Source organism: Gilliamella sp. Nev6-6, assembly GCF_001690605.1.
GTDB lineage: Bacteria > Pseudomonadota > Gammaproteobacteria > Enterobacterales > Orbaceae > Gilliamella > Gilliamella apicola_C.
The window spans coordinates 65749-88302 of record NZ_LZHP01000018.1 but is presented as its reverse complement, the minus strand read 5'-3'; the positions used below and the strand labels follow the sequence as shown (position 1 = coordinate 88302).

13 protein-coding genes are annotated in these 22554 nt (G+C 38.2%); 7 read left to right on the top strand and 6 right to left on the bottom strand.

The annotated features are described in order from the left end of the window. Positions 1-23: 23 nt before the first annotated feature. Positions 24-1913: a DNA topoisomerase IV subunit B gene (gene parE, locus A9G42_RS02935; protein WP_065652600.1), complete on the bottom strand. Its 1890-nt coding sequence runs from the start codon at positions 1911-1913 to the stop codon at positions 24-26. A 289-nt stretch (positions 1914-2202) separates the two neighbouring features. Between parE and A9G42_RS02930 the strand changes: the two genes are divergently transcribed. The 5 genes from A9G42_RS02930 to ubiA all read left to right on the top strand — a co-directional run bounded on the left by A9G42_RS02930 (position 2203) and on the right by ubiA (position 8693). Next, a complete protein-coding gene (locus A9G42_RS02930; protein WP_065652599.1) occupies positions 2203-3705 on the top strand; it encodes a hypothetical protein in 1503 nt (500 codons plus the stop codon). A gap of 268 nt (positions 3706-3973) precedes the next feature. Continuing rightward, complete coding sequence (locus tag A9G42_RS02925; RefSeq protein ID WP_065652598.1) at positions 3974-6430, top strand: DMSO/selenate family reductase complex A subunit; 2457 nt, start codon at positions 3974-3976, stop codon at positions 6428-6430. Positions 6431-6451: 21 nt separating this feature from the next. Further along, on the top strand, positions 6452-7066 hold the full coding sequence (locus A9G42_RS02920; RefSeq protein ID WP_065652597.1) for a DMSO/selenate family reductase complex B subunit: 615 nt from the start codon (positions 6452-6454) through the stop codon (positions 7064-7066). A gap of 83 nt (positions 7067-7149) precedes the next feature. Then, positions 7150-7707 carry a TorD/DmsD family molecular chaperone gene (locus A9G42_RS02915; RefSeq protein WP_082211794.1) on the top strand — a complete coding sequence of 186 codons (558 nt, stop codon included), beginning with the start codon at positions 7150-7152 and terminating at the stop codon, positions 7705-7707. Positions 7708-7865: 158 nt separating this feature from the next. Then, positions 7866-8693 carry a 4-hydroxybenzoate octaprenyltransferase gene (gene ubiA, locus A9G42_RS02910; RefSeq protein ID WP_065652596.1) on the top strand — a complete coding sequence of 276 codons (828 nt, stop codon included), beginning with the start codon at positions 7866-7868 and terminating at the stop codon, positions 8691-8693. A gap of 254 nt (positions 8694-8947) precedes the next feature. Here the strand turns inward: ubiA and A9G42_RS02905 are convergent, their stop codons facing one another. Beyond that, positions 8948-10825 (bottom strand): SLC13 family permease, encoded by a 1878-nt coding sequence (locus tag A9G42_RS02905; RefSeq protein WP_082211791.1) that lies wholly within the window; start codon positions 10823-10825, stop codon positions 8948-8950. Between the two features lie 260 nt (positions 10826-11085). Between A9G42_RS02905 and A9G42_RS02900 the strand changes: the two genes are divergently transcribed. Next, complete coding sequence (locus A9G42_RS02900; RefSeq protein WP_065652595.1) at positions 11086-12807, top strand: thiamine pyrophosphate-dependent enzyme; 1722 nt, start codon at positions 11086-11088, stop codon at positions 12805-12807. 105 nt (positions 12808-12912) lie between these two features. On the opposite strand, the gene edd is transcribed toward A9G42_RS02900, so the two are convergent. Together edd and A9G42_RS02890 are read right to left on the bottom strand one after the other, a co-directional pair. Further along, entirely contained in the window at positions 12913-14718 is a 1806-nt protein-coding gene (edd, locus tag A9G42_RS02895) for a phosphogluconate dehydratase (protein WP_065652594.1), read from the bottom strand. Positions 14719-14764: 46 nt separating this feature from the next. Then, a complete protein-coding gene (locus A9G42_RS02890; protein WP_065652593.1) occupies positions 14765-15295 on the bottom strand; it encodes a gluconokinase, GntK/IdnK-type in 531 nt (176 codons plus the stop codon). Between the two features lie 586 nt (positions 15296-15881). On the opposite strand from A9G42_RS02890, the gene purL reads away from it, so the two are divergent. After that, positions 15882-19784, top strand: a complete 3903-nt coding sequence (gene purL, locus A9G42_RS02885; protein ID WP_065652592.1) for a phosphoribosylformylglycinamidine synthase — start codon at positions 15882-15884, stop codon at positions 19782-19784. A gap of 73 nt (positions 19785-19857) precedes the next feature. On the opposite strand, the gene A9G42_RS02880 is transcribed toward purL, so the two are convergent. Together A9G42_RS02880 and aroB are read right to left on the bottom strand one after the other, a co-directional pair. Beyond that, positions 19858-20943, bottom strand: a complete 1086-nt coding sequence (locus A9G42_RS02880; RefSeq protein ID WP_065588156.1) for a 3-deoxy-7-phosphoheptulonate synthase — start codon at positions 20941-20943, stop codon at positions 19858-19860. Positions 20944-21403: 460 nt separating this feature from the next. Then, on the bottom strand, positions 21404-22483 hold the full coding sequence (gene aroB, locus A9G42_RS02875) for a 3-dehydroquinate synthase (protein WP_065652591.1): 1080 nt from the start codon (positions 22481-22483) through the stop codon (positions 21404-21406). Between the last annotated feature and the right edge of the window lie 71 nt (positions 22484-22554).

The window sequence follows — 22554 nt, the reverse complement described above, 5'->3', positions numbered from 1 at the left end:
GTTCCTCTAAATCATTCTGTTTGTTAGACATCAAGTTCAACTTGATCGCCTTTTTCTTGTAGCCATTCGCGGCGATCTTCTGCGCGTTTTTTGGCAAGTAACATATCCATTAATGCCATCGTTTGCTCACTATCATCAAGCGATAGCTGTACTAAACGGCGCGTATTGGGATCCATTGTCGTTTCTCGTAGTTGCAGAGGGTTCATTTCCCCTAAACCTTTAAAACGTTGTACATTTGGCTTACCTTTTTTGCGTTTAAGTTGCTCTAAAATACCTTCTTTTTCTTCTTCATCAAGCGCGTAATAAACTTCTTTACCCAAATCAATACGATAAAGTGGTGGCATCGCAACAAAGACATGCCCATGTTCAATCATGGTGCGGAAATGACGAACAAATAACGCACAAAGTAAAGTGGCAATATGTAGTCCATCAGAATCGGCATCGGCTAAAATACAGATTTTGCCATAACGTAACTGGCTCAAATCATCACTATCTGGATCGATACCGATAGCAACCGAAATATCATGAATTTCTTGTGATCCAAGCACCTCGTCAGATGACACTTCCCAAGTATTTAAAATCTTACCTTTAAGTGGCATAATGGCTTGAAACTCACGGTCTCGCGCTTGTTTGGCTGAACCACCGGCAGAATCCCCTTCCACTAAAAAAAGCTCAGTACGGCTTAAATCTTGCGATGAACAATCCGCCAATTTACCCGGTAAAGCAGGTCCACTGGTTAATTTTTTGCGGATAACTTTTTTAGACGCCTTTAAGCGTTTTTGCGCACTCGAAATGACCATTTCGGCTAGTAATTCGGCTAATTGTACATTTTGATTTAGCCAAAGACTAAATGCATCTTTCACAATAGCCGAAACAAAAGCTGCACATTGCCGTGAAGATAAGCGCTCTTTAGTTTGACCTGCAAATTGCGGCTCTTGCATTTTGACCGAAATCACATAAGCACAGCGTTCCCAAATATCATCGGCAGTTAATTTTAAGCCTCGTGGTAATAAATTGCGGAATTCACAAAACTCACGCATAGCATCTAACAATCCTTGGCGTAAACCATTAACATGTGTACCGCCTTGAACGGTTGGGATTAAGTTAACGTAACTTTCGGTCAATAGATCTCCACCTTCGGGTAACCAAAGTAGCGCCCATTCTACCGCTTCCGTTTCACCAATATGGTTGCCAGTAAAGGGGGTATCGGGTAATAGTGAGTAACCACTAACAGATTCCATTAAATAGTCTTTTAGACCGTCTTGATAACACCAACGTTGCTCAGTATTGTTAATTTTATCTTTAAAGATAATTTCAAGCCCTGGGCACAGCACTGCTTTGGCTTTTAATAAATGAGACAATCGAGGAACAGAAAATCTTGGTGAATCAAAATATTTTTCGTCTGGCCAAAAATGGACTTTGGTGCCTGTATTGCGGCGCCCACAAGTGCCAGTAACGTGTAGATCCTCAACTTTGTTGCCATTTTCAAACGCGATTTCATACACTTGCCCGTCACGATGAACAGTAACATCAACGCGTTTTGATAATGCATTGACAACTGAAATGCCGACACCGTGTAAACCGCCCGAAAATTGGTAATTCTTGTTAGAAAATTTACCACCAGCGTGTAAACGACAAAGTAATAGCTCAACGGCTGGCACGCCTTCTTCTGGGTGAATATCAACAGGCATACCTCGACCATCGTCGATAACTTCTAATGAGTTATCTTCATAAAGTGTCACTTTGATTTTACGAGCATGGCCAGCGATCGCTTCATCAACACTATTATCAATGACTTCTTGCCCTAAATGATTTGGACGACTTGTGTCAGTGTACATTCCAGGGCGATGGCGAACAGGATCAAGGCCTTTTAATACTTCAATATCAACGGCGTTATAAGTGGGTTGTGGCATAATGTTTCTATTTATCCGAATAAATGGGCTTATTATAACAACCTTTCATAAATAAGACCAAGGTCAATGGTAAAGGTAGTTAATCAAATCATCATCAAATCTAATAAACTTAAATAGACAACGTTAAGTTATAAAATTTATTAATAAATAAGAAAAATATTGCTAATAAAATAGACAAAAGCATTTATAATCCAATTTAACTATCATTATTTAATGGCACAAGTTTGAGGCGTTAATATCAATGATTGTTAATAAAATACTAATATGAATATATGGGAAGGAAATAAAAATGTTAAAAATAATCACTTACCAGCGGTGGCAGTCAAGCTATAATTATCAGTATCTTGTTATTTTATTTTTTGTTTCAACATTTTCTTCTGTATGTGTTTTACTTAAATCGTATTGTTATAACGTAAAGGCGATATTGCGTCATTTTATATTAAGCCTATTTTTAATTACGTGCCATATTCATTATGCCAGTGCATTATCAGCCACAACAACACAAGTGATACATGGGAGCGCTCCCTATCTTACTTTTGATGGTGGTGTCACCAAAGGCAATATTCAAGCGCTATTAGGCATCAGACTATCCGATGGGCGTGAGTATGTGCCTAAAAATGGGGAGTCAAATTTCTATCCAAATGCTACGGTTGTGGATAATTATTATACAATTGAATTGCCGAGTAATGCAGATTCGTTTGATGGTATTCAAACATTAGTCCCCATTCCCAAGATGGACAATTATTCAGTTATTGAATTAAGCAAGATAATCGGTGGCAATAATTTGTTGGATGATGATGGGGATAGTTATGGCAATATAACAGGTACTTTAGATGCTTTTTTGTATGATCGAAATAGTGATTATCTTACCCGTATCGTTAAGAGCCATTCTACAGATAAATTAGACCTTTGCTCTTTGTATGTGTTAACACTTTCCATAGATGATGCTCAACTGTCAACTCAATATGGCATACCAAAGGCAAGGGATTTCGATCATGTGAGTCAAACTTACTATTTAAAAGCGAAAAATGGAGTGCGCACTTGTTATGCAAGCCCACCAGCTAGATATGGTGGTGGGGAGGGGCCAAACTGGGTGCGAGGGTTAGGTTTTCTGGTGGTAAATAGCCATATTCCAGAGGAAAACTTTCCGACAACGGGTTCAAATGGGCTCAGTTTTCATTTAGGGTTAGGCGGTGTCACGCCAGAACAGGTCATTGATGCTAATGGCACAACCGTTTCAGCCGTCAGTGGTAGTAACTCAGCGACATTATTATTAAGCACTGAAAACAGTGAGTTAAAAATAACGTTAAAGGGGCCAAGTAAAGCCTCGGATAAAAAGAAATTTAGTCCCTCATTATTTAAACTTTACGCCGACAGTAACCACAGCCAGTTATTGTATAGCTTTAAGATAGAACGTTGGTATCTAGCAAATCCAGATGATTCTGGTGACGGCTCTTATGATGAAGCTCAAATATTCTGCGATAGTTTAGGAAGTCGTTATCGTATACCGAGTGTTGGGGATTACACCAATGCGAATAGCTCTGATTGGCATTGGGGGGTGCCAGGGCAAGGAAATTATAACCTTCGCCAAGTTAGCTACAAAAGTGGTGAAAGGTGGATAGGGGGGTTATTTAATGAGTGGGGTGATTTTACTTATGGGTCGGGTAGAGGCGACGATTGGCTCGATGATGAATATTGGGCTGCTGATAAGTTTGGTGTTGATGCATCTGGAGGTGTTCGTTTAAATAATGGCCCTTATGCTTACGCTATAACGGCATGTGTAACGCCTTAAAAAGAGGGGGTTACGTTGCTGAAATTAACATCACTATTGACGGCGTGAGCCGTCAAGTTTAGTAAACTACACATAAGATCTGTTATTTTATAAAGGAATAATAAAAGTCTTTCATATTAATGGATTATATTTAAAAAAACTGTTGAGAAAGATGGACAGTGACCTCGATACTAGTAAACATTAGTGGCTAATTTATTTCCGTTTTAGTTTATTTATTCACCTTTTAGTATTATTATCAACTGATCCCATATAAATATCAGGGAAACATGTGAGTAAATTAAAAAATAAAATAAGTCGATACACTTTTTCACAAAAAACAATAACAATCAGTGACGTAGTAGCAATAACCAGTAAAATACAACTGCCCTTTACCGACGCCAAATCTGACATCGTAGTTACTCATAGCCCAGTTTTTCATCCTCACCCTATTCATAAAGAAAAGATTATTTATAGTGCGTGTTTAGTTAACTGCGGTAGCCGTTGTCCTTTAAAAGTCCATGTAAAAAACGATATTATTACTAAAATAGCGTCAGAAGATGGGGTAAATGATTCCGTCTTTGGGTTGCACCAAATTCGTCCTTGCCTTCGAGGCAGAGCGGTTCGTTGGCGAACTTATGATCCTGCTCGCTTAAAGTACCCAATGTTACGAATTGGTAAACGTGGTGAAGGTAAATTTAAACGTATTTCGTGGCATGAAGCAATTAATTTACTTGCAAATAAACTTAAATATACGATTAATCAATATGGCAATGAAGCAATTTATTACCAATATGGCTCAGGAACAACCGGCGCTAATCTTTCAGGGCGTAATGCATGTCAGCGTTTTTTAAGTATCATTGGTGGCCATTTAAATTACCATGGTGATTATTCTAGCGGCCAGATTTCAGCTATTCGGCCTTATTTGTTTGGTCATGCTAAAGAATCTTTACTGGATCAGATCAAGCATTCTGATTTAGTGGTTATGTTTGGACATAACATTGCCGAAACTCGAATGTCAGGCGGTGGGCAAGTTACCGAGCTTTTTCATGCATTAGCGCAAAGTCATGCAAGGGTGATTATTATTGATCCTCGTCGTAGCGAAAGCGTGGTGGCGTATAATGCTGAGTGGATCCCGATTATTCCCGGTACTGATGCGGCATTAGTTGCGGCAATAGGCTATACATTACTTGAGCAAGATCGTATTGATGAGGATATGCTTAATCAATACTGTATTGGGTGGAATGCCGATTCTTTGCCTGATAGTGCACCGCCTTATAGTGATTATAAGTCTTACCTTTTAGGTTTAGGCTATGACAGAACACCTAAAACACCAGAATGGGCAGCTAAAAAAACAGGTATTTCAGCAACACAAATTCGTAAGCTCGCTATGGATATTGTTGATGCTAAAGCTGCTTGGATTTCGCAAGGTTATGGTGTGCAACGTTGGCAAAATGGTGAACATACCGCGCGAGCCATTATGATCTTACCAATTATTACGGGGCAATTTGGTAAACCAGGCACTAACATTGGAACTTGGGGTGGGAGCGTTGTTTATCCTATACCTAACTTTAATTTACCGAATCCAATAAAAACCAGTATTCCTTTCTTTTTGTGGACGAAAGCGATTGAAGATGGACCAAGCATGACTGCTAAAAATGCCTACCTTAAAGGTAAAGATAAATTGGATGTGGGAATCAAATTTATCTGGAATTATGCGGGTAATGTACTGGGAAATCAACATTCAGATCTCAATCGTACTCACCAGATTTTGCAAGATGAGTTAAAATGTGAATTTATTCTTGTTTGGGATACACATATGACGGCATCAGCTAAGTATGCTGATTTATTATTACCTGATGTGTCATCGGTTGAGAATAATGATTTGATTAATAATTCTTATTCATCTGGGGCATATTGTTACCTTATCCGTATGCAAAGTGCTATTAAACCGCTTTGGGAAAGCCGCCCTGTTTATGATGTATTAAGCGAATTGTCTGAGAAAATGGGGGTAAAAGACAAATTTACCGAAGGTCGTACTCAAGAGCAGTGGATAGCACATTGTTATGAACAATTGCGAAAACGTGATCCGCATTTACCGCCTTTTGCTGATACCGATGGCATGGGGATTATCGATCGCAAACTTGTCGATAGTGATAGCCAAATTGGATTAAAAGCTTTTAGAGATGATCCCATTAAAAATCCATTAACTACCCCGTCAGGAAAAATAGAAATCTATTCAGAAACGTTAGCGAACATTGCCAATGAATGGGAACTTGATGTGCAAGATGTGCTGTATCCTATTCCTGCCTATTTACCAGCGATTGAAGGCAGTGAAGATAAATCTAAACGTCAACAATACCCGTTGCAACTTATTGGATTTCATACCAAAGGGCAATGCCATTCTACTTACAGTAATTTACCACAATTGCGTGAAGCTGTCGCTAACCGTATTTGGATTAATCCATTTGATGCTGAACAACGGCAAATAAAACATGGACAATTAGTTGAAGTTTATAACGATCGCGGTCGGTTGCATATTGTTGCTAAAGTTACGCCAAGGATATTACCAGGTGTTGTTGCGATTCCCCAAGGAATGTGGGCAAAAAATAATGCTGAAGGGGTTGATATTGGCGGTTGCATTAATCGTTTAACATCATTGCGTCCAACGGTGCTTGCTAAAGCAAATCCACAGCATACCAACTTGGTTGATGTCAAACCAGTATCAGATACGTGTTTAGCGTTATAAATAAAAGGACGGATAATAAAAATGCAATATGGATTTTATATTGATTCTTCAAAATGTACGGGTTGTAAAACTTGCCAAGTGAGTTGTAAAGATGAAAAAGATAATGCTTTAGGCGTCCGTTTTCGCCGTGTTTATGAATATGGTGGTGGTCGTTGGCAGCAAGTTGATAATCTTTGGCAAAATGATACTTTTACCTATTATTTGTCTATCGCATGTAATCATTGCGAACAACCTGCTTGTGTGCAGAGTTGCCCAACGGGGGCAATGCATAAACGTTCACAAGATGGCTTAGTGGTTGTTAATCAAGACATTTGCATGGGGTGCCGAAATTGTGAAACCCACTGTCCATATGGAGCACCACAATTTGATTATCAAAAAAAGGTCATGTCAAAATGTGATGGTTGTTATGAACGTGTTGCCGAGGGATTAAAGCCTGTTTGTGTTGAGTCATGCCCACAGCGAGCTTTAGATTTTGATGAAATTGAAACGCTACGCCAGCACTATGGCGAACAATGCGATATTGCACCACTACCAAGCTCACAGCTCACTAAGCCCAATATTGTAATAAAACCCCATGCACAAGCTAAGATGTCTGGCGATACCTTAGGTAAAATACTTAATCCTGAAGAAGTATAAGTAATATGTCATAATTACCACGGGTTTTTTTGGGGGGGTATCAGTGTAACTAACTGATAGAATCGTTCTAAGGAGATATTTATTTGGATAAGTTAGTTTCTATCACATTAGCCAAACTACTTGGTATGTTTCTTTATTATCCACCCAATAGTAAAGTTACTACATCATTAACGCAGGCCTTATTACATATTAACCATTTAGCCCCATGGAAAGATTCTATCCTTATTTATGAGCAGTGCCATATATTAGCTAATCAAATTGATAATCCAGATCTTAATTACCAATTTTCATTATTATTTGAAGGACAGGGAACAATGCCTGTACCCCCGTGGGGTTCATTTTATTTGGATAAAGAAAACCTATTGCTAGGAAAATCACTAGAAAGCTATCGTCAATTTCTGCAACAACATGGGGTAAAACTCAATACAGGAATAAACGAGCCAGAAGATCAATTTGGATTAATGCTTATGGCATACGCTATGTTGTTGGAAAATAATCACCATGTAACGGCAAAACAATTAATTGATGAACATTTGTTAAGTTGGTCATCAGCCTATTTAAAAAAGCTACAGAAAAGCCAGATTAGCCCATTTTATCAAGCGTTAGCGGTAATTGCTGAGCAATATTTACACATGCTGTGATTAACATCTTACGCAAACCGATTCAATCTAATGTGGTTATTTTGGGCAAATATTCATTGGCATCACTCATTGGGTATAACTTGCCATACCATAACATTGCAGCTTTTAGCGTAATCGGTATAATCGCTATTATGATTTATTTAAAATAGATATTATTAATGTTAGCTTATTTACAACTCATGCGATTGGATAAGCCAATTGGATCATTGCTTTTACTCTGGCCCACACTTTGGGCTATTTGGCTTACGGGTCATCCATCTACTTATATTACTATTATTTTTGTGCTTGGCGTGTTTGTTATGCGCTCGGCAGGTTGTGTCGTGAATGATTATGCCGATCGCCACTTTGATGCACACGTTGAGCGAACAAAAAACCGCCCCCTTGCTCGAGGTGCATTAACCGAAAAAAACGCACTATGGACGCTATTGGTCTTATTACTGATAGCGCTTTGTTTATTATTAAATTTAAATAAGCTGTCATGGCTAATTGCTTGCTTTGCGTTACTTACCGCACTCATTTACCCTTTCATGAAGCGTTACACCCATTTACCACAAGTCACCTTAGGCCTCGCATTTAGTTGGAGTATTCCGATGGTATATGCAGCAACCATTGAACAGTTCCCCTTAACGTGCTGGATACTTTTCTTGACTAATATCTGTTGGACAATTGCTTACGATACCCAATATGCGATGGTTGATCGTAATGATGATATAAAAATTGGCATCAAATCCACAGCTATTTTATTTGGCAATTATGATAAATTAATTATTGGATTATTACAGATAATATCTGTTATTGGCTTGTTATTTATTGGTTTAATCAATCAGTTATCGCTGATGTTTTATATGGCTTTATTATTGGTTATAGGACTACTTATTTACCAACAATGGCTAATAAAAAATCGAGATAGAAACAAATGTTTTAGTGCCTTTATGAATAATAATTATGTTGGTTTTATTATTTTTTTAGGCTTGTTGTTTGCTTGACAATGAGCCGTAAACTAGATCGCTCGTGAACAGAGGTTAACAAGTGCAGTATAAATCACTTAAAAAACTTAATAAAATCAATGTTTTTTCTGACTTTTTTTGAGGGTAAAAATGCTTTATTTTAAAAGCTAGTATGGTTTCTGAAGCCCTCATCAATATCTTATTATATCAGCAAATCTCAAAATACTCGAAACAAAGCAACACTAAATACTCTCCATATATCACATTTGCTTTTAATAAAAAATCGTTCAGTTTTAAAATGGCAAGAATATTGGCACTAGTGCAATATCAACTGCCATCACCAAAAACGTTAATGGCACGCCAATTTTGACAAAATCTCCAAAGCTATAGCCTCCAGGTGCTACTACCATGGTTTTAATTGGTGAAGACACTGGCGTAATAAATGACGCTGATGTTGCAATGGCTACCGTCATAGCAAATGGGTATGGCGAATAGCCAAATTTTAATGCTAAATCAATAGCAATTGGTGCAATTAAAATGGCTGTTGCGGTATTGGATATAAATAAGCCAATTGTTGAGCATAATAAAAAAATAAATGTTAGTACCATATAAGGACCAAAATGGCGCAGGTGGATTTCGAGCCATGCGGATATAAGTGATATCCCTCCTGTTTTATTGAGTGCTAGTGCAAAGGGCATCATACCAATGATTAAAATTAATGTTGGCCAGTGGATTGCTCGGTAAGCGCTGGCCATGTCAATGCACCGTGTTGCACCCATTAATAAGCAGGCAATGAGTGCAGCTACGACATTTGGTACAATACCTGTAACCATTAATAGAATCATTATGGCTAAATTAATTAATGCTGCATATGCCTGTGAACTTGCTGGTGCGACATCATCAATATCTGATGGGTAATCTAATACAACAAAATCGCTTGTTCGTGTTTGTAGTTTTTGGATCGATCCCCAGTCACCACACACTAATAATGTATCGCTCATTTCTAGGCGCTCTTGGAATAAGTTGTTGGTTTCAACAGGGGCATGATTGCGCCAGATGCCAATGACAGTTAAGAAATATTTTCCCCTAAAATTAATTTCATTGAGTGTTTTACCACATAATGTTGATTCTGGTAATAGTGCAACTTCGGCCATGCCGACTTCTTTAACTTGTTCTGAAAAATATTCGCCACGTAATATTTTCGGTTCAAGGTTATTGGTGGTTAAAAAAGTGCGGTAGTCGGCTTCAGAATGCGACATGTCAAGTAATAGAATGTCATTTTCACGAAATTCAGTTGAGCCATTAACGGGGATTAGTACTTTTTGGAATTTTCGCCAGCGCTCAATACCAATCACATTTACGCCGTGTTCACTACGTAGATGTAAACCATCGATAGTGCGCCCCACAAAAGGTGAGCCAGCGAGTATTTGTGCTCGGTGTGCACGGCCAATTAATTTATAGTCTCGAATTAAATCGGTTATTTTTCGCCTTTGTGGCTGGGTATTGGTGGGGGAGGCTTGTTCCGCTGAGAGTAACCAATTTCGAGTTAATACACAGTAAATGATCCCAACTGCTAAAACACCTAAACCAATTGGTGTAATTGAAAAAAAACCAAATTCAGTTAGTTTAAAGTGGCTCAGTTCACTGTTGACAACTAGGTTGGGGGCTGTGGCCACTAAAGTCATCATGCCACTAATTAAAGCAGCAATACAAAGTGGCATCATTAATTTTTTTACATGAATGCCAGTGTGATTAGCAATGCTGATAGCAACAGGGATGAAAATAGCAACAACGCCTGTTGAGCTCATTACTGAGCCGAGCAAGGCAACGCCTAACATGATATAGATAATAATACGGATATCGTTTTTGCCTGCTATTTTAAGAATATACTCGCTCATTTTGTATGAGATACCTGTTCTTACAAGGCTTTCTCCAATTATAAATAATAATGCAATTAGGATTATGTTGGGATCACTAAAGCCTGCTAATGCTTCTGATGGCGTGAGTACGCCAGTGATGGTAATGGCTGTAATTGTCAGTAATGCAATAATGTCCATTCTTAATTTGCTCAATGAGAATAGCATAATTGCAATAAACAATAATAAGCAGACAGTAATCAGTGGCGAATATTGGGAAAAAGAGCTCGGTAAAAAGGCTGTAATCGATGACATTAAATTATGTCCAGATGGCGATTGTTCCACGGAATATCACTCTATTGTTTCGAGAAGATTTTCGACATAATACCTTGGTTTATTGCAATAGGGAATATCTTCACACAAAGTTTGTTATGCAATAAGCAGATAAGCGTTCTGTTCATTGCTTGTTTTTAGCATTTCTTGCTGTTTATTTTAAAGGCTATTCGCGTTATTTCAAAGTGGGTGTAATTTATACGGATGAGGTAAGTCATTGAGCGAACTTTTGAGGAGAGAGTATGTCATCAAAAAAAACAGTAGCACAAATTATAGTTGATATTTTAGCTGAGGCGGGTGTTAAACATTGCTATGGTATTGTGGGTGATACGTTAAATCACATCACCTCAGCCATTAAAAGAAGTGATATTCAGTGGGTGCATGTTCGTCATGAAGAAGTTGGTGCTTTTGCTGCAGGAGCTGAAGCTTATTTGACCGATCAAATCACTGCTTGTGCTGGCTCTTGTGGGCCAGGCAGTTTGCATTTTATTAATGGTATTTATGAAGCACAACGCAATCGAGTTCCTGTTATTTTGTTAGCAAGCCAGCTTGTTACTTCACAGCAAGGAACAGATTTCCCACAAGAAGTTGATTTTGAAACGTTATATAAAAATTGTTCTGTATTTTGCCGGCAAATCAATGATCCTACTCAAGTAAGAGAAATCACTACAGCAGCCATTCAAACAGCAATTAACCAACGAGGAGTAGCCGTTTTAGTTATTCCGTATAATGTGAGTTTAGAGAAAGTGGAGGATAATAGCCACCGTAAAATTTATCATCCTCACCCTATTATTCGTCCATCAGATCAAGAACTTAGCAAAATTGCCAGTATGCTAAATAAAAATAATAAAGTGACTATTTTTGCAGGTCAAGGTGTCTATGAAGCTCATGATGAGCTCATTGCTTTAGCTCATAAATTAAAATCGCCTATTGTACATACTTCGAGAGCTAAAGATTTTGTTGAATATGATAACCCTTACAATGTTGGCATGACAGGAATGTTTGGCGTTGAGTCAGGAACCACCGCAATAAAAGAGTGTGATGTACTTTTAATGTTAGGTGCTGATTTTGCATGGTCACAATTCTACCCAGATAAGGCTGCTATTATTCAAGTTGATATTGATGCAACTCACCTTGGACGGCGGCATCCTGTTGATATCGGTGTAGTTGGGAGTTGTAAACCGACTTTGGCAACACTGCTACCTTTAGTTGATGAGAAACAAGATGATGAGTTTTTAGGGTTATGCCAAAAATTGTACACCAAATCAATGAAAAAATTGAATAAAAAAACGATTCCTTCTCGCTCAACCATTCATCCTCAATATTTAACTGAACTTATTGATAAATATGCAACTGATGATGCTGTACTTTGTGCTGATGTCGGTTCGGCAATGGTTTGGGCTTGTCGCCATTTTAATACCAATGGCAAAAGACGCACCGTAATCAGTTTAAAACATGGCACAATGGCTAATGCGATGCCACAAGCTTTAGGGGTACAAAAAGCATTTCCAAATCGGCAAGTGCTCTCCTTGTCAGGCGATGGCGGTATAAGTATGTTGCTGGGCGATTTATTAACCACAATTCAAGAACAGTTACCTATAAAAATTATTGTACTAAATAATAGCTCGCTTAACTTTGTTGAATTAGAGCAAAAATCGGAAGGGTTAGTTGATCACTATACTGACTTACAAAATCCTGATTTTGCAAAACTTGCTGATTCAATTGGCCTTTTTTCTATCAGGGTGGATGATTCTGATTTACTTGAGTCTGCTGTGCAATCATTTTTAGCTCACTCTGGTCCAGCGTTATTAGATGTTAAAACCAGTGCTAATGAACTTGTTATGCCCCCTGAAATCCACGCATCGCAAGTAATGGGAATGGCACTTTATGGTGTCAAAGCCTCATTACATGGAAAAATGGGGGACGTGGTAAATTTATTGGTAGATAATTTTATTAAGAAATAATTTATTTATACCGATAAATTTATTTATAAAGAAGTTTCAGCTAATACCTAATTTTTAGTCTATTTTCTTAAGATTTCTGCCACTGTATGTGGCAGATTAAGCATATTAAAAGCTAACCGCACCTTCTTCTGCGGTAGTTAAATTTTCTCTGATAATGGTAAATAGTTCTCTTCCATAACCAAGATGCGAATCGGTTAATTCGAAAGGATAAGGTGTACGTTTAGCTAATTCAGCTTCGTCAACTAATAGAGTTATTTCACCTGTTTGCCCATTTACACGGATCATGTCGCCATTTTGTACTTTACTAAGTAAACCGCCATCATAAGCTTCAGGGGTAACATGGATCGCTGCTGGAACTTTTCCTGATGCGCCCGATAATCGACCGTCAGTTAATAATGCAACTTTGTAACCTTTATCTTGTAGCACACCTAGCGGTGTTATCAATTTGTGCAATTCTGGCATACCAATAGCTTTGGGTCCTTGATAACGTACAACAACCACACAGTCTTTATCTAACTTACCGGCCTTATATTCAGCATCTAAATCATATTGGCTATTAAAAATGACCGCAGGTGCTTCAATAATTTGATGTTCAGGCGCAACTGCTGATGTTTTCATTATTGCACGGCCAAGATTGCCAGACATCACTTTTAATCCGCCATGTGAATTAAACGGTTTTTGGATTGAGGCAATCACGCTATCATCTAATGATTTTGTTGGGCCGTTGCGAAAAATGAGTTGACCATTTTCTAAAATAGGCTCTTGGGTATAACGGCTAAGTCCATGCCCTACCACGGTTTGTACATTTTCGTGTAATAAACCTCCTGCCAATAATTCTCTAACCAATAAAGATGTGCCTCCAGCAGCTTGAAAATAGTTGATATCAGCAGGTCCATTTGGGTAAATTCGACAAATTAAGGGGACTACGGTGGATAGATCTGAAATATCATCCCAGTTAATGATAATTCCCGCAGCTTTAGCCATGGCTACAATGTGCATAGTTAAATTGGTTGATCCCCCAGTGGCAAGTAATGCCACTAAACCATTAATAATCACTTTTTCGTCAACCATTTTACCAACGGGCATATAATTACCCGATTGGTTCGTTAGGCGAGTGATCTGTTTAGCAGCAGCATTGGTTAACTCAAAACGCAATGCTGTTTCAGGATGAACAAATGCCGCGCCTGGTAAATGTAACCCCATTAATTCCATTACCATTTGGTTGCTATTGGCTGTACCATAAAAGGTGCAAGTGCCACTAGTATGGTAAGAGGCTGATTCAGACTCAAGCAAATCTTCACGCGAAGCTTTACCTTCCGAATAAAGTTGGCGGATACGCACTTTTTCTTTATTTGATAGTCCTGATGGCATTGGTCCTGCAGGAACAAAAATGGCAGGTAAATGCCCAAAAGTTAATGCACCAACCAATAAGCCAGGCACGATTTTATCGCAAATGCCAAGGTATAGTGCGCCATCAAACATATTATGTGAAAGCCCAATTGCTACCGACATGGCTATGACATCACGACTCATTAATGATAATTCCATTCCAGGTTCGCCTTGAGTTACCCCATCGCACATGGCCGGCACGCCGCCAGCCATTTGACCAACAGCGCCAACTTCGTGAAGTACTTTGCGTATTTGTTCAGGATAGCATTCGTAAGGCTTGTGCGCTGAAAGCATATCATTGTAGGAATTAATAATGCCAATATTACTTTTTAAGATGTTTTTTAGATCGTTTTTATCATCAATACAACAAGCCGCAAAACCATGGGCTAAATTACTGCATGGCAAACTAGAGCGGGTGACTTTTTTACTCGTCGCGTGTTCTATTTTTTGTAAATAAGCTTGGCGAGTCGCTTTAGATCGCTCAATAATACGTTGAGTTACAGCTTGAATGATGCGATTCACATTAACCTCTTAAATTATCATTGTTATCTTTTCAATTTTATTTATATTATTCACAGTTACATATTGAACGTATGACTTGCTCTGTATCATTGACAACATCAGTTAATGGTTGCTCAATGTTAACCGTATAGACACTTTTTTCATGAATCGTTGGCTCTTCTAGCGTGTCAAATTGTGATTGTAGCATTCCGCTTTTTTGGTAATGGCCTTTACGTTTAGCTAATCGCTTAGCAATGACATCATAGCTTCCTTTTAGATAAATAAAGTGAATGTTTTTATTTTCACCACGAATAATATCTCGGTATTTTCGTTTTAACGCTGAGCAGATAATAATTGAAACATCATTAACATTGCGCATTGCAAATGCGGCATTGCTAATTAGGTTAAGCCAAGGCATTCGATCTTCATCGTTTAATGGTGTGCCATTTCGCATTTTTAAAATATTGGCTTTAGGGTGCAAAAAATCGCCATCTAAAAAAGACGCATCAAGGTTATAAGCTACTTGCTTGGCAACCGTTGATTTACCACAACCTGACACACCCATTAATACAAAAATTGGTTTATCTTGTGTTGTCATAGTAAACTCTTCCACCTATTTTGTTACTGGTAACATGTTACAAATTAAGATTTTTTTTGCAATTTAAAAAAGTTTATTTTGTGATCTGGATCGAGTTTTTCTTTTTATTTTTAAATAGATAGACCTTTTGCTGTTTCAGAGGCTATCAAATAATATGTATGACAATCTAGGATTGATTGTTTAGTCAAAATTAAAAGAAACTAAGATAAATATCTCTGTTAAATCGCCTTGCTGTTAATCGAGCTGCAAAGTTCAAAACAATGGGGGGTTTTACTTATTTTTTGTAAAAAATATTCAGGATACTATACCATTTTACCGGTGGAGATAATGTATTACATCAACTTCAAATTAACAACTTATAACGAGCAAGGAAAGTAATTGCACAATGGCTAACCATTTATTACATCCTAAAGTGGTTGTGCTTATTTAGACTTGAGATACACCAGTAACTCCTCTTTTTATACTTAACCATCTATTTGTCTGAGTCTTTTTGGTAAAATCAATGTTTTAAATAGCCACGCTGTTCACTTTCTTTTATAATGTTGTTCTATTTTTGCCTATGTTTAGCTTAAAAAGAGTAATTAGCATGAAAATTTTAGCTGGTTCTTCTGCTTTATCTGCATTTCGTATAAGTAAAATCCTATCTGTTTGCCGTGAAAAATCCATCCCCGTTATTAATATTGACGCGCAATATATTCATTTTATTGATCTGTTTAAAGATTTAACGAGTGATGACCAGTTGACGCTTGATAAGTTATTGCAATATGGCCCTAAATCAACGCAAGTAAATGGTGAGCATAAAACCCAAAGACAACTCTTTTTAGTGGCGCCTCGTGCCGGAACGATTTCACCTTGGTCATCAAAAGCAACCGATATCGCGCATAATTGTGGGTTAACGCAGGTTCATCGAATTGAGCGGGGTATTGCGTATTATGTTGAAATGGGTAGCCCTTTTACTCAAGTACAGCAAGTCGCTTTTGAAAGCTTGATTCATGATCGCATGATGGAAACGGTATTTACGGATTTTGCTCAAGCAGAAAAATTATTTAAAGCCGATAAACCAGCACCAGTAACGGTAATTGATTTATTAGGACAAGGTCACCAAGCATTAAACGAAGCAAATCTTAAATTAGGATTAGCATTAGCCCATGATGAAATTGATTATTTGGTTGAGAATTTCCAAAAATTAAACCGTAATCCAACGGATATTGAACTTTATATGTTTGCTCAAGCAAACTCTGAACATTGTCGTCATAAGATTTTTAATGCTGACTGGATTATTGATGGTGTGAAGCAACCCAAATCATTGTTTAAGATGATAAAGAATACTTTTGAACATACGCCAGATTATGTGTCATCCGCTTATAAAGATAATGCCGCGGTTATGGACGGATCTAAAGTCGGGCGTTTTTTTGCTGATAATGACAATCAAACTTATCGATATCATCAAGAATTTGCTGATATTTTAATGAAAGTTGAAACGCATAATCACCCAACAGCCATATCTCCTTGGCCAGGAGCTGCAACGGGAAGTGGTGGTGAAATTCGTGATGAAGGGGCAACGGGAAGAGGTGCTAAGCCCAAAGCAGGATTAGTCGGATTTTCCGTTTCTAACTTACGCATTCCTCATTTTGAACAGCCTTGGGAACAAGATTTTGGTAAGCCTGATCGTATTGTTAGCGCGTTTGATATTATGATGGAAGGTCCGCTTGGTGGTGCTGCTTTCAATAATGAATTTGGGCGACCAGCTCTATTAGGGTATTTTCGTACCTATGAAGAAAAGGTTAATAGCCATAATGGTGAAGAGCTTCGCGGTTATCATAAGCCTATTATGCTAGCAGGCGGTATTGGTAATATTCGCCATGAACATATTCAAAAAGGTGAGTTTCCTGCAGGCTCTAAATTGATTGTTTTAGGTGGCCCAGCTATGAATATTGGGCTTGGTGGTGGCGCGGCTTCATCAATGACATCTGGTCAGTCGGATGCGGATCTTGATTTTGCTTCTGTTCAGCGAGATAACCCAGAAATGGAACGTCGTTGTCAGGAAGTTATCGATCGTTGTTGGCAACTTGGCGAAGATAACCCTATCTTATTTATTCATGATGTGGGCGCAGGTGGTTTATCTAATGCGATGCCCGAACTGGTTAGTGATGGTGGCTGTGGGGGGCAATTTGAACTCCGCAAAATACTTAGCGATGAACCCAGCATGTCACCGCTAGAAATTTGGTGTAATGAATCACAAGAGCGTTATGTTCTTGCTATTCATCCCGATAAATTAGCGCTGTTTGATGAACTCTGTCAGCGTGAACGAGCACCTTATGCCGTTATTGGTGAGGCAACCGTCAATAAAGCTGTGATTTTACATGACGAACATTTTAATAATAACCCGATAGCTTTGCCGTTAGATGTTTTATTGGGAAAAACACCAAAAATGTTACGTGAGGTGAAATCTAGGCAAGCCGAAGGCGATCGTTTTTCCACATCGGATATTAATTTATATGATGCCGTAAAGCGTGTGCTACATTTGCCCGTTGTAGCGGAAAAAACATTTTTAATTACGATTGGTGACCGTTCTGTAAGCGGTATGGTTGCTCGAGATCAAATGGTTGGACCTTGGCAAGTACCCGTGGCCGATTGTGCTGTTACAACAGCAAGCTTTGATAGCTATTATGGTGAAGCCATGTCAATGGGTGAGCGAGCGCCAGTAGCCTTACTTAATTATGCCGCGTCAGCACGTTTAGCTGTTGGTGAGGCAATTACCAATATTGCGGCGACCAATATTGGTGATATTAAGCGTATTAAGCTTTCGGCTAACTGGATGGCAGCAGCTGGGCATCCAGGCGAAGATGCTGGTCTTTACCAAGCAGTTAAAGCTATTGGTGAAGAGTTATGCCCTGCATTAGGCTTAGCCATTCCAGTTGGTAAAGATTCCATGTCAATGAAAACCACATGGCAACAAGATGGTGAGCAGAAAACGGTAACCTCACCATTGTCGTTAGTGATTTCTGCATTTGCTCGCGTGGAAGATGTGCGCAAAACCGTCACACCACAACTTGATACAGATGAAGATAATTTATTATTATTTGTTGATTTATCAAAAGGTCATCAAGCATTAGGTGCAACCGCATTAGCACAAGTTTATCGTCACCTAGGGCAAAGAACGGCTGATGTTCACGATGCCAAAGAATTAGCTTCTTTTTATCAAGCTATCCAAACGTTAATAGCTAAAAAATCTTTACTTGCTTACCATGATCGTTCCGATGGTGGTTTATTGGTTACTTTGGCAGAAATGGCATTTGCTGGGCATTGTGGTATTGATGTTGATATTTATTCCCTTGGTCGTGATGTGATTGCTTCTTTATTTAATGAGGAGCTAGGCGCAGTTATTCAAATTCGAGGCAGTGATTTAGATGAAGTCATGAATTGCTTTAAGCAGTTTGGGCTTTCTCATGCTATTCATCAGTTAGGATCGGCTAAAGCTGGTCAGCAATTCATTGTGCGTAATAATACCTCGATGGTATACAGCGAATCACGTTCAACTTTAAGAACATGGTGGGCAGAAACGACATGGCAGATGCAACGCTTACGAGATAATCCTGAATGTGCAGATCAAGAACATCAAGCTAAACAGAATGAAGACGATCCGGGCTTGAATGTGAAGCTTACCTTTGATCCAATGCAAGATATTGCCGCGCCTTATATAGCCAAAGGGAGCAAACCGAAAGTGGCAATTTTACGTGAGCAAGGTGTTAATTCTCATGTTGAAATGGCTGCTGCATTTGATAGGGCTGGCTTTGAAGCAGTCGATGTGCATATGACAGATTTACTTTCAGGTCGCATTACGCTTAGCCAATTTAATACACTGGTGGCTTGTGGCGGTTTTTCTTATGGTGATGTTTTAGGGGCTGGTGAAGGCTGGGCTAAATCAATTTTATTTAACGAAAAAGTACGTGATGAATTTGAGCAATTCTTCCATCGTCAAGATACCCTATCACTAGGGGTTTGTAACGGTTGTCAGATGATGTCGAATTTAAAGGATTTAATTCCGGGCGCTGATTTGTGGCCTCGTTTTGTACGCAATTTATCCGAGCGTTTCGAAGCGCGCTTTAGCTTAGTGCAAATTCAACCTAGCCCTTCATTATTCTTTACTGATATGAATGGCTCACATATGCCAATTGCGGTTTCACACGGGGAAGGGCGTGTTGAGGTCTGCGATGATAGTCATCTTCACAAATTAGAAACCTCTGGATTAATTGCAGTACGCTATATTGACCACTTTGGCAAAGTAACTCAACAATACCCTGCCAATCCAAATGGCTCGCCAAATGGTATTACTGCCGTAACATCCAAAGATGGACGTGTAACCATTATGATGCCACATCCCGAGCGAGTATTTAGGACTGTGACCAATTCATGGCATCCTGATAACTGGGGCGAAGATAGTCCTTGGATGCGAATGTTCTGTAATGTGCGTAAGCAACTTGGGTAAGTTCAGTTCACACTAAAAACAATATCGCCGATGATAACATCGGCGATTTTTTTATGATTGTTGTTTACAAAGATTAAGCTTGCGCTGATTGTTTTTGTCTTTGAGTTAATGACTTAGCTAACCGGTTATTCATTTTTTGTAATAATTGTTCAGTTGTTTCCCAACTAATACAAGCATCAGTAACAGACACACCATATTTCAAGTTTTCTTGTGGTTGCTCTGATGGTTGATTCCCTTCAAATAAATTACTTTCAATCATCACACCAATAATGGAATTATTACCTTTTTCGATTTGATCAATAATAGTATCAGCAACAATCGGTTGGTTACGATAATCTTTATTAGAATTGGCATGGCTACAGTCAATCATTAAATTAGGTAATAAACCTGCCTTTTGCATTTGTGTTTCACACACTGCGACATTTTCAGCATCAAAATTAGGTGTTTTACCGCCACGTAAAATAACATGTCCATGCGGATTACCCATAGTTTGTAATATTGTAACCTGCCCTTGTTGATTAATACCAACAAAGCGGTGCGCCATAGATGCAGATTTCATTGCATTAATTGCCACATCTAAGCTACCATCGGTTCCATTTTTAAAACCAACCGGCATGGATAGCCCTGAAGCCATTTCTCGATGCGTTTGGGATTCAGTTGTTCTTGCTCCGATTGCTGACCAACTAATTAAATCACCAATATATTGCGGAGTATTAGGATCTAACGCTTCGGTTGCAATTGGTAAACCAATTTTAGTGATATCCAGTAGTAATTTACGTGCTTTTTTTAATCCATGTTCAATATCAAATGAACTATCCATATGAGGATCGTTAATCATACCTTTCCAACCCACGGTTGTTCTAGGTTTTTCAAAATAGACACGCATGACGATAAATAAATTATCTTTCACTTCGTCCGATAGCTTTTTTAATTTATGTGCATATTCAAGTGCTGCCTCAGTATCATGAATAGAGCAAGGACCACATACGATAAGCAATCGATGATCTCGACGCTCTAAAATATCAACGATAGTTTGTCTTGATAAGGCAATTTGGTTTTCTAGATCGTGGGATAACGGGTAAAGCTGTTTTATTTCTTCAGGTGTGATTAACATGTGTTCATCTTTAATTCGGACATTATTTAGCGTATCTTTTAACATTTTGCTTTCCTTGTTAAAACCATTTAAATATTTTATATGTAAAATATTAATTACATAGACGACTAGTATGTAAACACAAAATTACATAATAGTAAATAAAATTCTTATTGTTTGCTTAGAATAAAGGAAATTTATTGTGGTTATATTATGTAAAGTAAAATAAAAAATAGTTTATATGAAATCAATCAAATAAAAGTAAGTGTAATTGTAAACTTATTTTTACATCTGATGGGGTTGTTCATTTTTGTTTATCTAATTTTTTCAAGGAATAGTTTATTATCGCTATTTAGCATTACATAGGGTAGTGATAATCATGTATTGAATGTAACACCTGTTAGTAATATTAAAGTCTGTTCATCAACACAACTAAATAATTGCTTATTTAGTTGTGTAAAGCAATTTCAGGTAATGACTATGTTTCAGTAAAAAATTAATACGTATTCAATTAATCAGTATAAGGCTAGCTGCTCGAAATAGAATCTAAAACTAGGTTTTTACCAATTCCATCGATTACTTCAGCATGGCCAATCTTAGTTGGTATAACTAGCCTTAACTGTCCCGAGATCACTTTTTTATCGCGCATCATATGTGGAAAGTAGGACTCAATAGACATTTGTGATGGTCTTACGACAGGAAGTTTTGCTCTTATTAAAAGGTTTTTAATGCGAGCTATTTCAGCATCTGTTAATTTACCTAATCTTTTGGCTGTTTGCGCTGCCATTAACATGCCAACACTGACTGCTTCACCATGTAGCCAGTTTCCATACCCTAGTTCTGCTTCAATAGCGTGACCATATGTGTGACCAAGGTTTAACAGTGCGCGCATACCTTGTTCTGTCTCGTCGGCAGCGACCACTTGCGCTTTAAGTTCGCAACAACGATAAATACAGTAACTTGTAGCATCAACATCTAAGTTTAGCACATCGTTGATATGGGTTTCTAACCAAGAAAAAAATTGAGCATCTAAAATAATACCGTATTTAATCACCTCAGCCAGCCCTGAGGAAAGCTCTCGTTGAGGCAATGTTTTTAAACAATTAATATCAATGACAACCGATTGTGGTTGATAAAATGCGCCTATCATATTTTTACCCAGTGGGTGGTTAATGGCTGTTTTGCCCCCAACCGATGAATCAACCTGTGATAGCAAGGTGGTTGGTACTTGGATAAACTTAATGCCTCGTTGGTAAGCAGAGGCTGCAAAGCCAGTAACATCACCAATGACACCTCCGCCTAGTGCAATAACAATACTGCTACGAGTGTGATTATTGGCTAGCAACGCTGTTAAAATGGTATTCCAAGTTTCCATGGTTTTATATTTTTCACCATCAGGCACAATTACTGAACTGGTCTTTACACCATGCTTTTCAAGCATGTTAATTAATGTTTGTAAATAAAGTGGGGCGATTGTTTCGTTGGTCGCAATAAGTACGCGTTGACCAGTCTGAAGTTTAAAATGCTCAAATTCATTAAGTAGATTTTCACCAATAGTAATAGGGTAGCTGCGTTTAGTTAATGCTACATTTAGAATTTTTTGCATAATAATATCCAGAAAAATGAAAGCCAATTTATTGTTGCATGTTAGCGATAAAAATGTGGCAGCGCAACTTA

Excerpts from the sequence above, each read along its gene's own strand:
- parE (WP_065652600.1), bottom strand. The coding sequence starts at position 1,913 with ATGCCACAACCCACTTATAACGCCGTTGATATTGAAGTATTAAAAGGC.
- A9G42_RS02930 (WP_065652599.1), top strand. The coding sequence starts at position 2,203 with ATGTTAAAAATAATCACTTACCAGCGGTGGCAGTCAAGCTATAATTAT.
- A9G42_RS02920 (WP_065652597.1), top strand. The coding sequence starts at position 6,452 with ATGCAATATGGATTTTATATTGATTCTTCAAAATGTACGGGTTGTAAA.
- ubiA (WP_065652596.1), top strand. The coding sequence starts at position 7,866 with ATGTTAGCTTATTTACAACTCATGCGATTGGATAAGCCAATTGGATCA.
- A9G42_RS02905 (WP_082211791.1), bottom strand. The coding sequence starts at position 10,825 with ATGTCATCGATTACAGCCTTTTTACCGAGCTCTTTTTCCCAATATTCG.
- A9G42_RS02900 (WP_065652595.1), top strand. The coding sequence starts at position 11,086 with ATGTCATCAAAAAAAACAGTAGCACAAATTATAGTTGATATTTTAGCT.
- A9G42_RS02890 (WP_065652593.1), bottom strand. The coding sequence starts at position 15,295 with ATGACAACACAAGATAAACCAATTTTTGTATTAATGGGTGTGTCAGGT.
- purL (WP_065652592.1), top strand. The coding sequence starts at position 15,882 with ATGAAAATTTTAGCTGGTTCTTCTGCTTTATCTGCATTTCGTATAAGT.
- A9G42_RS02880 (WP_065588156.1), bottom strand. The coding sequence starts at position 20,943 with ATGTTAAAAGATACGCTAAATAATGTCCGAATTAAAGATGAACACATG.
- aroB (WP_065652591.1), bottom strand. The coding sequence starts at position 22,483 with ATGCAAAAAATTCTAAATGTAGCATTAACTAAACGCAGCTACCCTATT.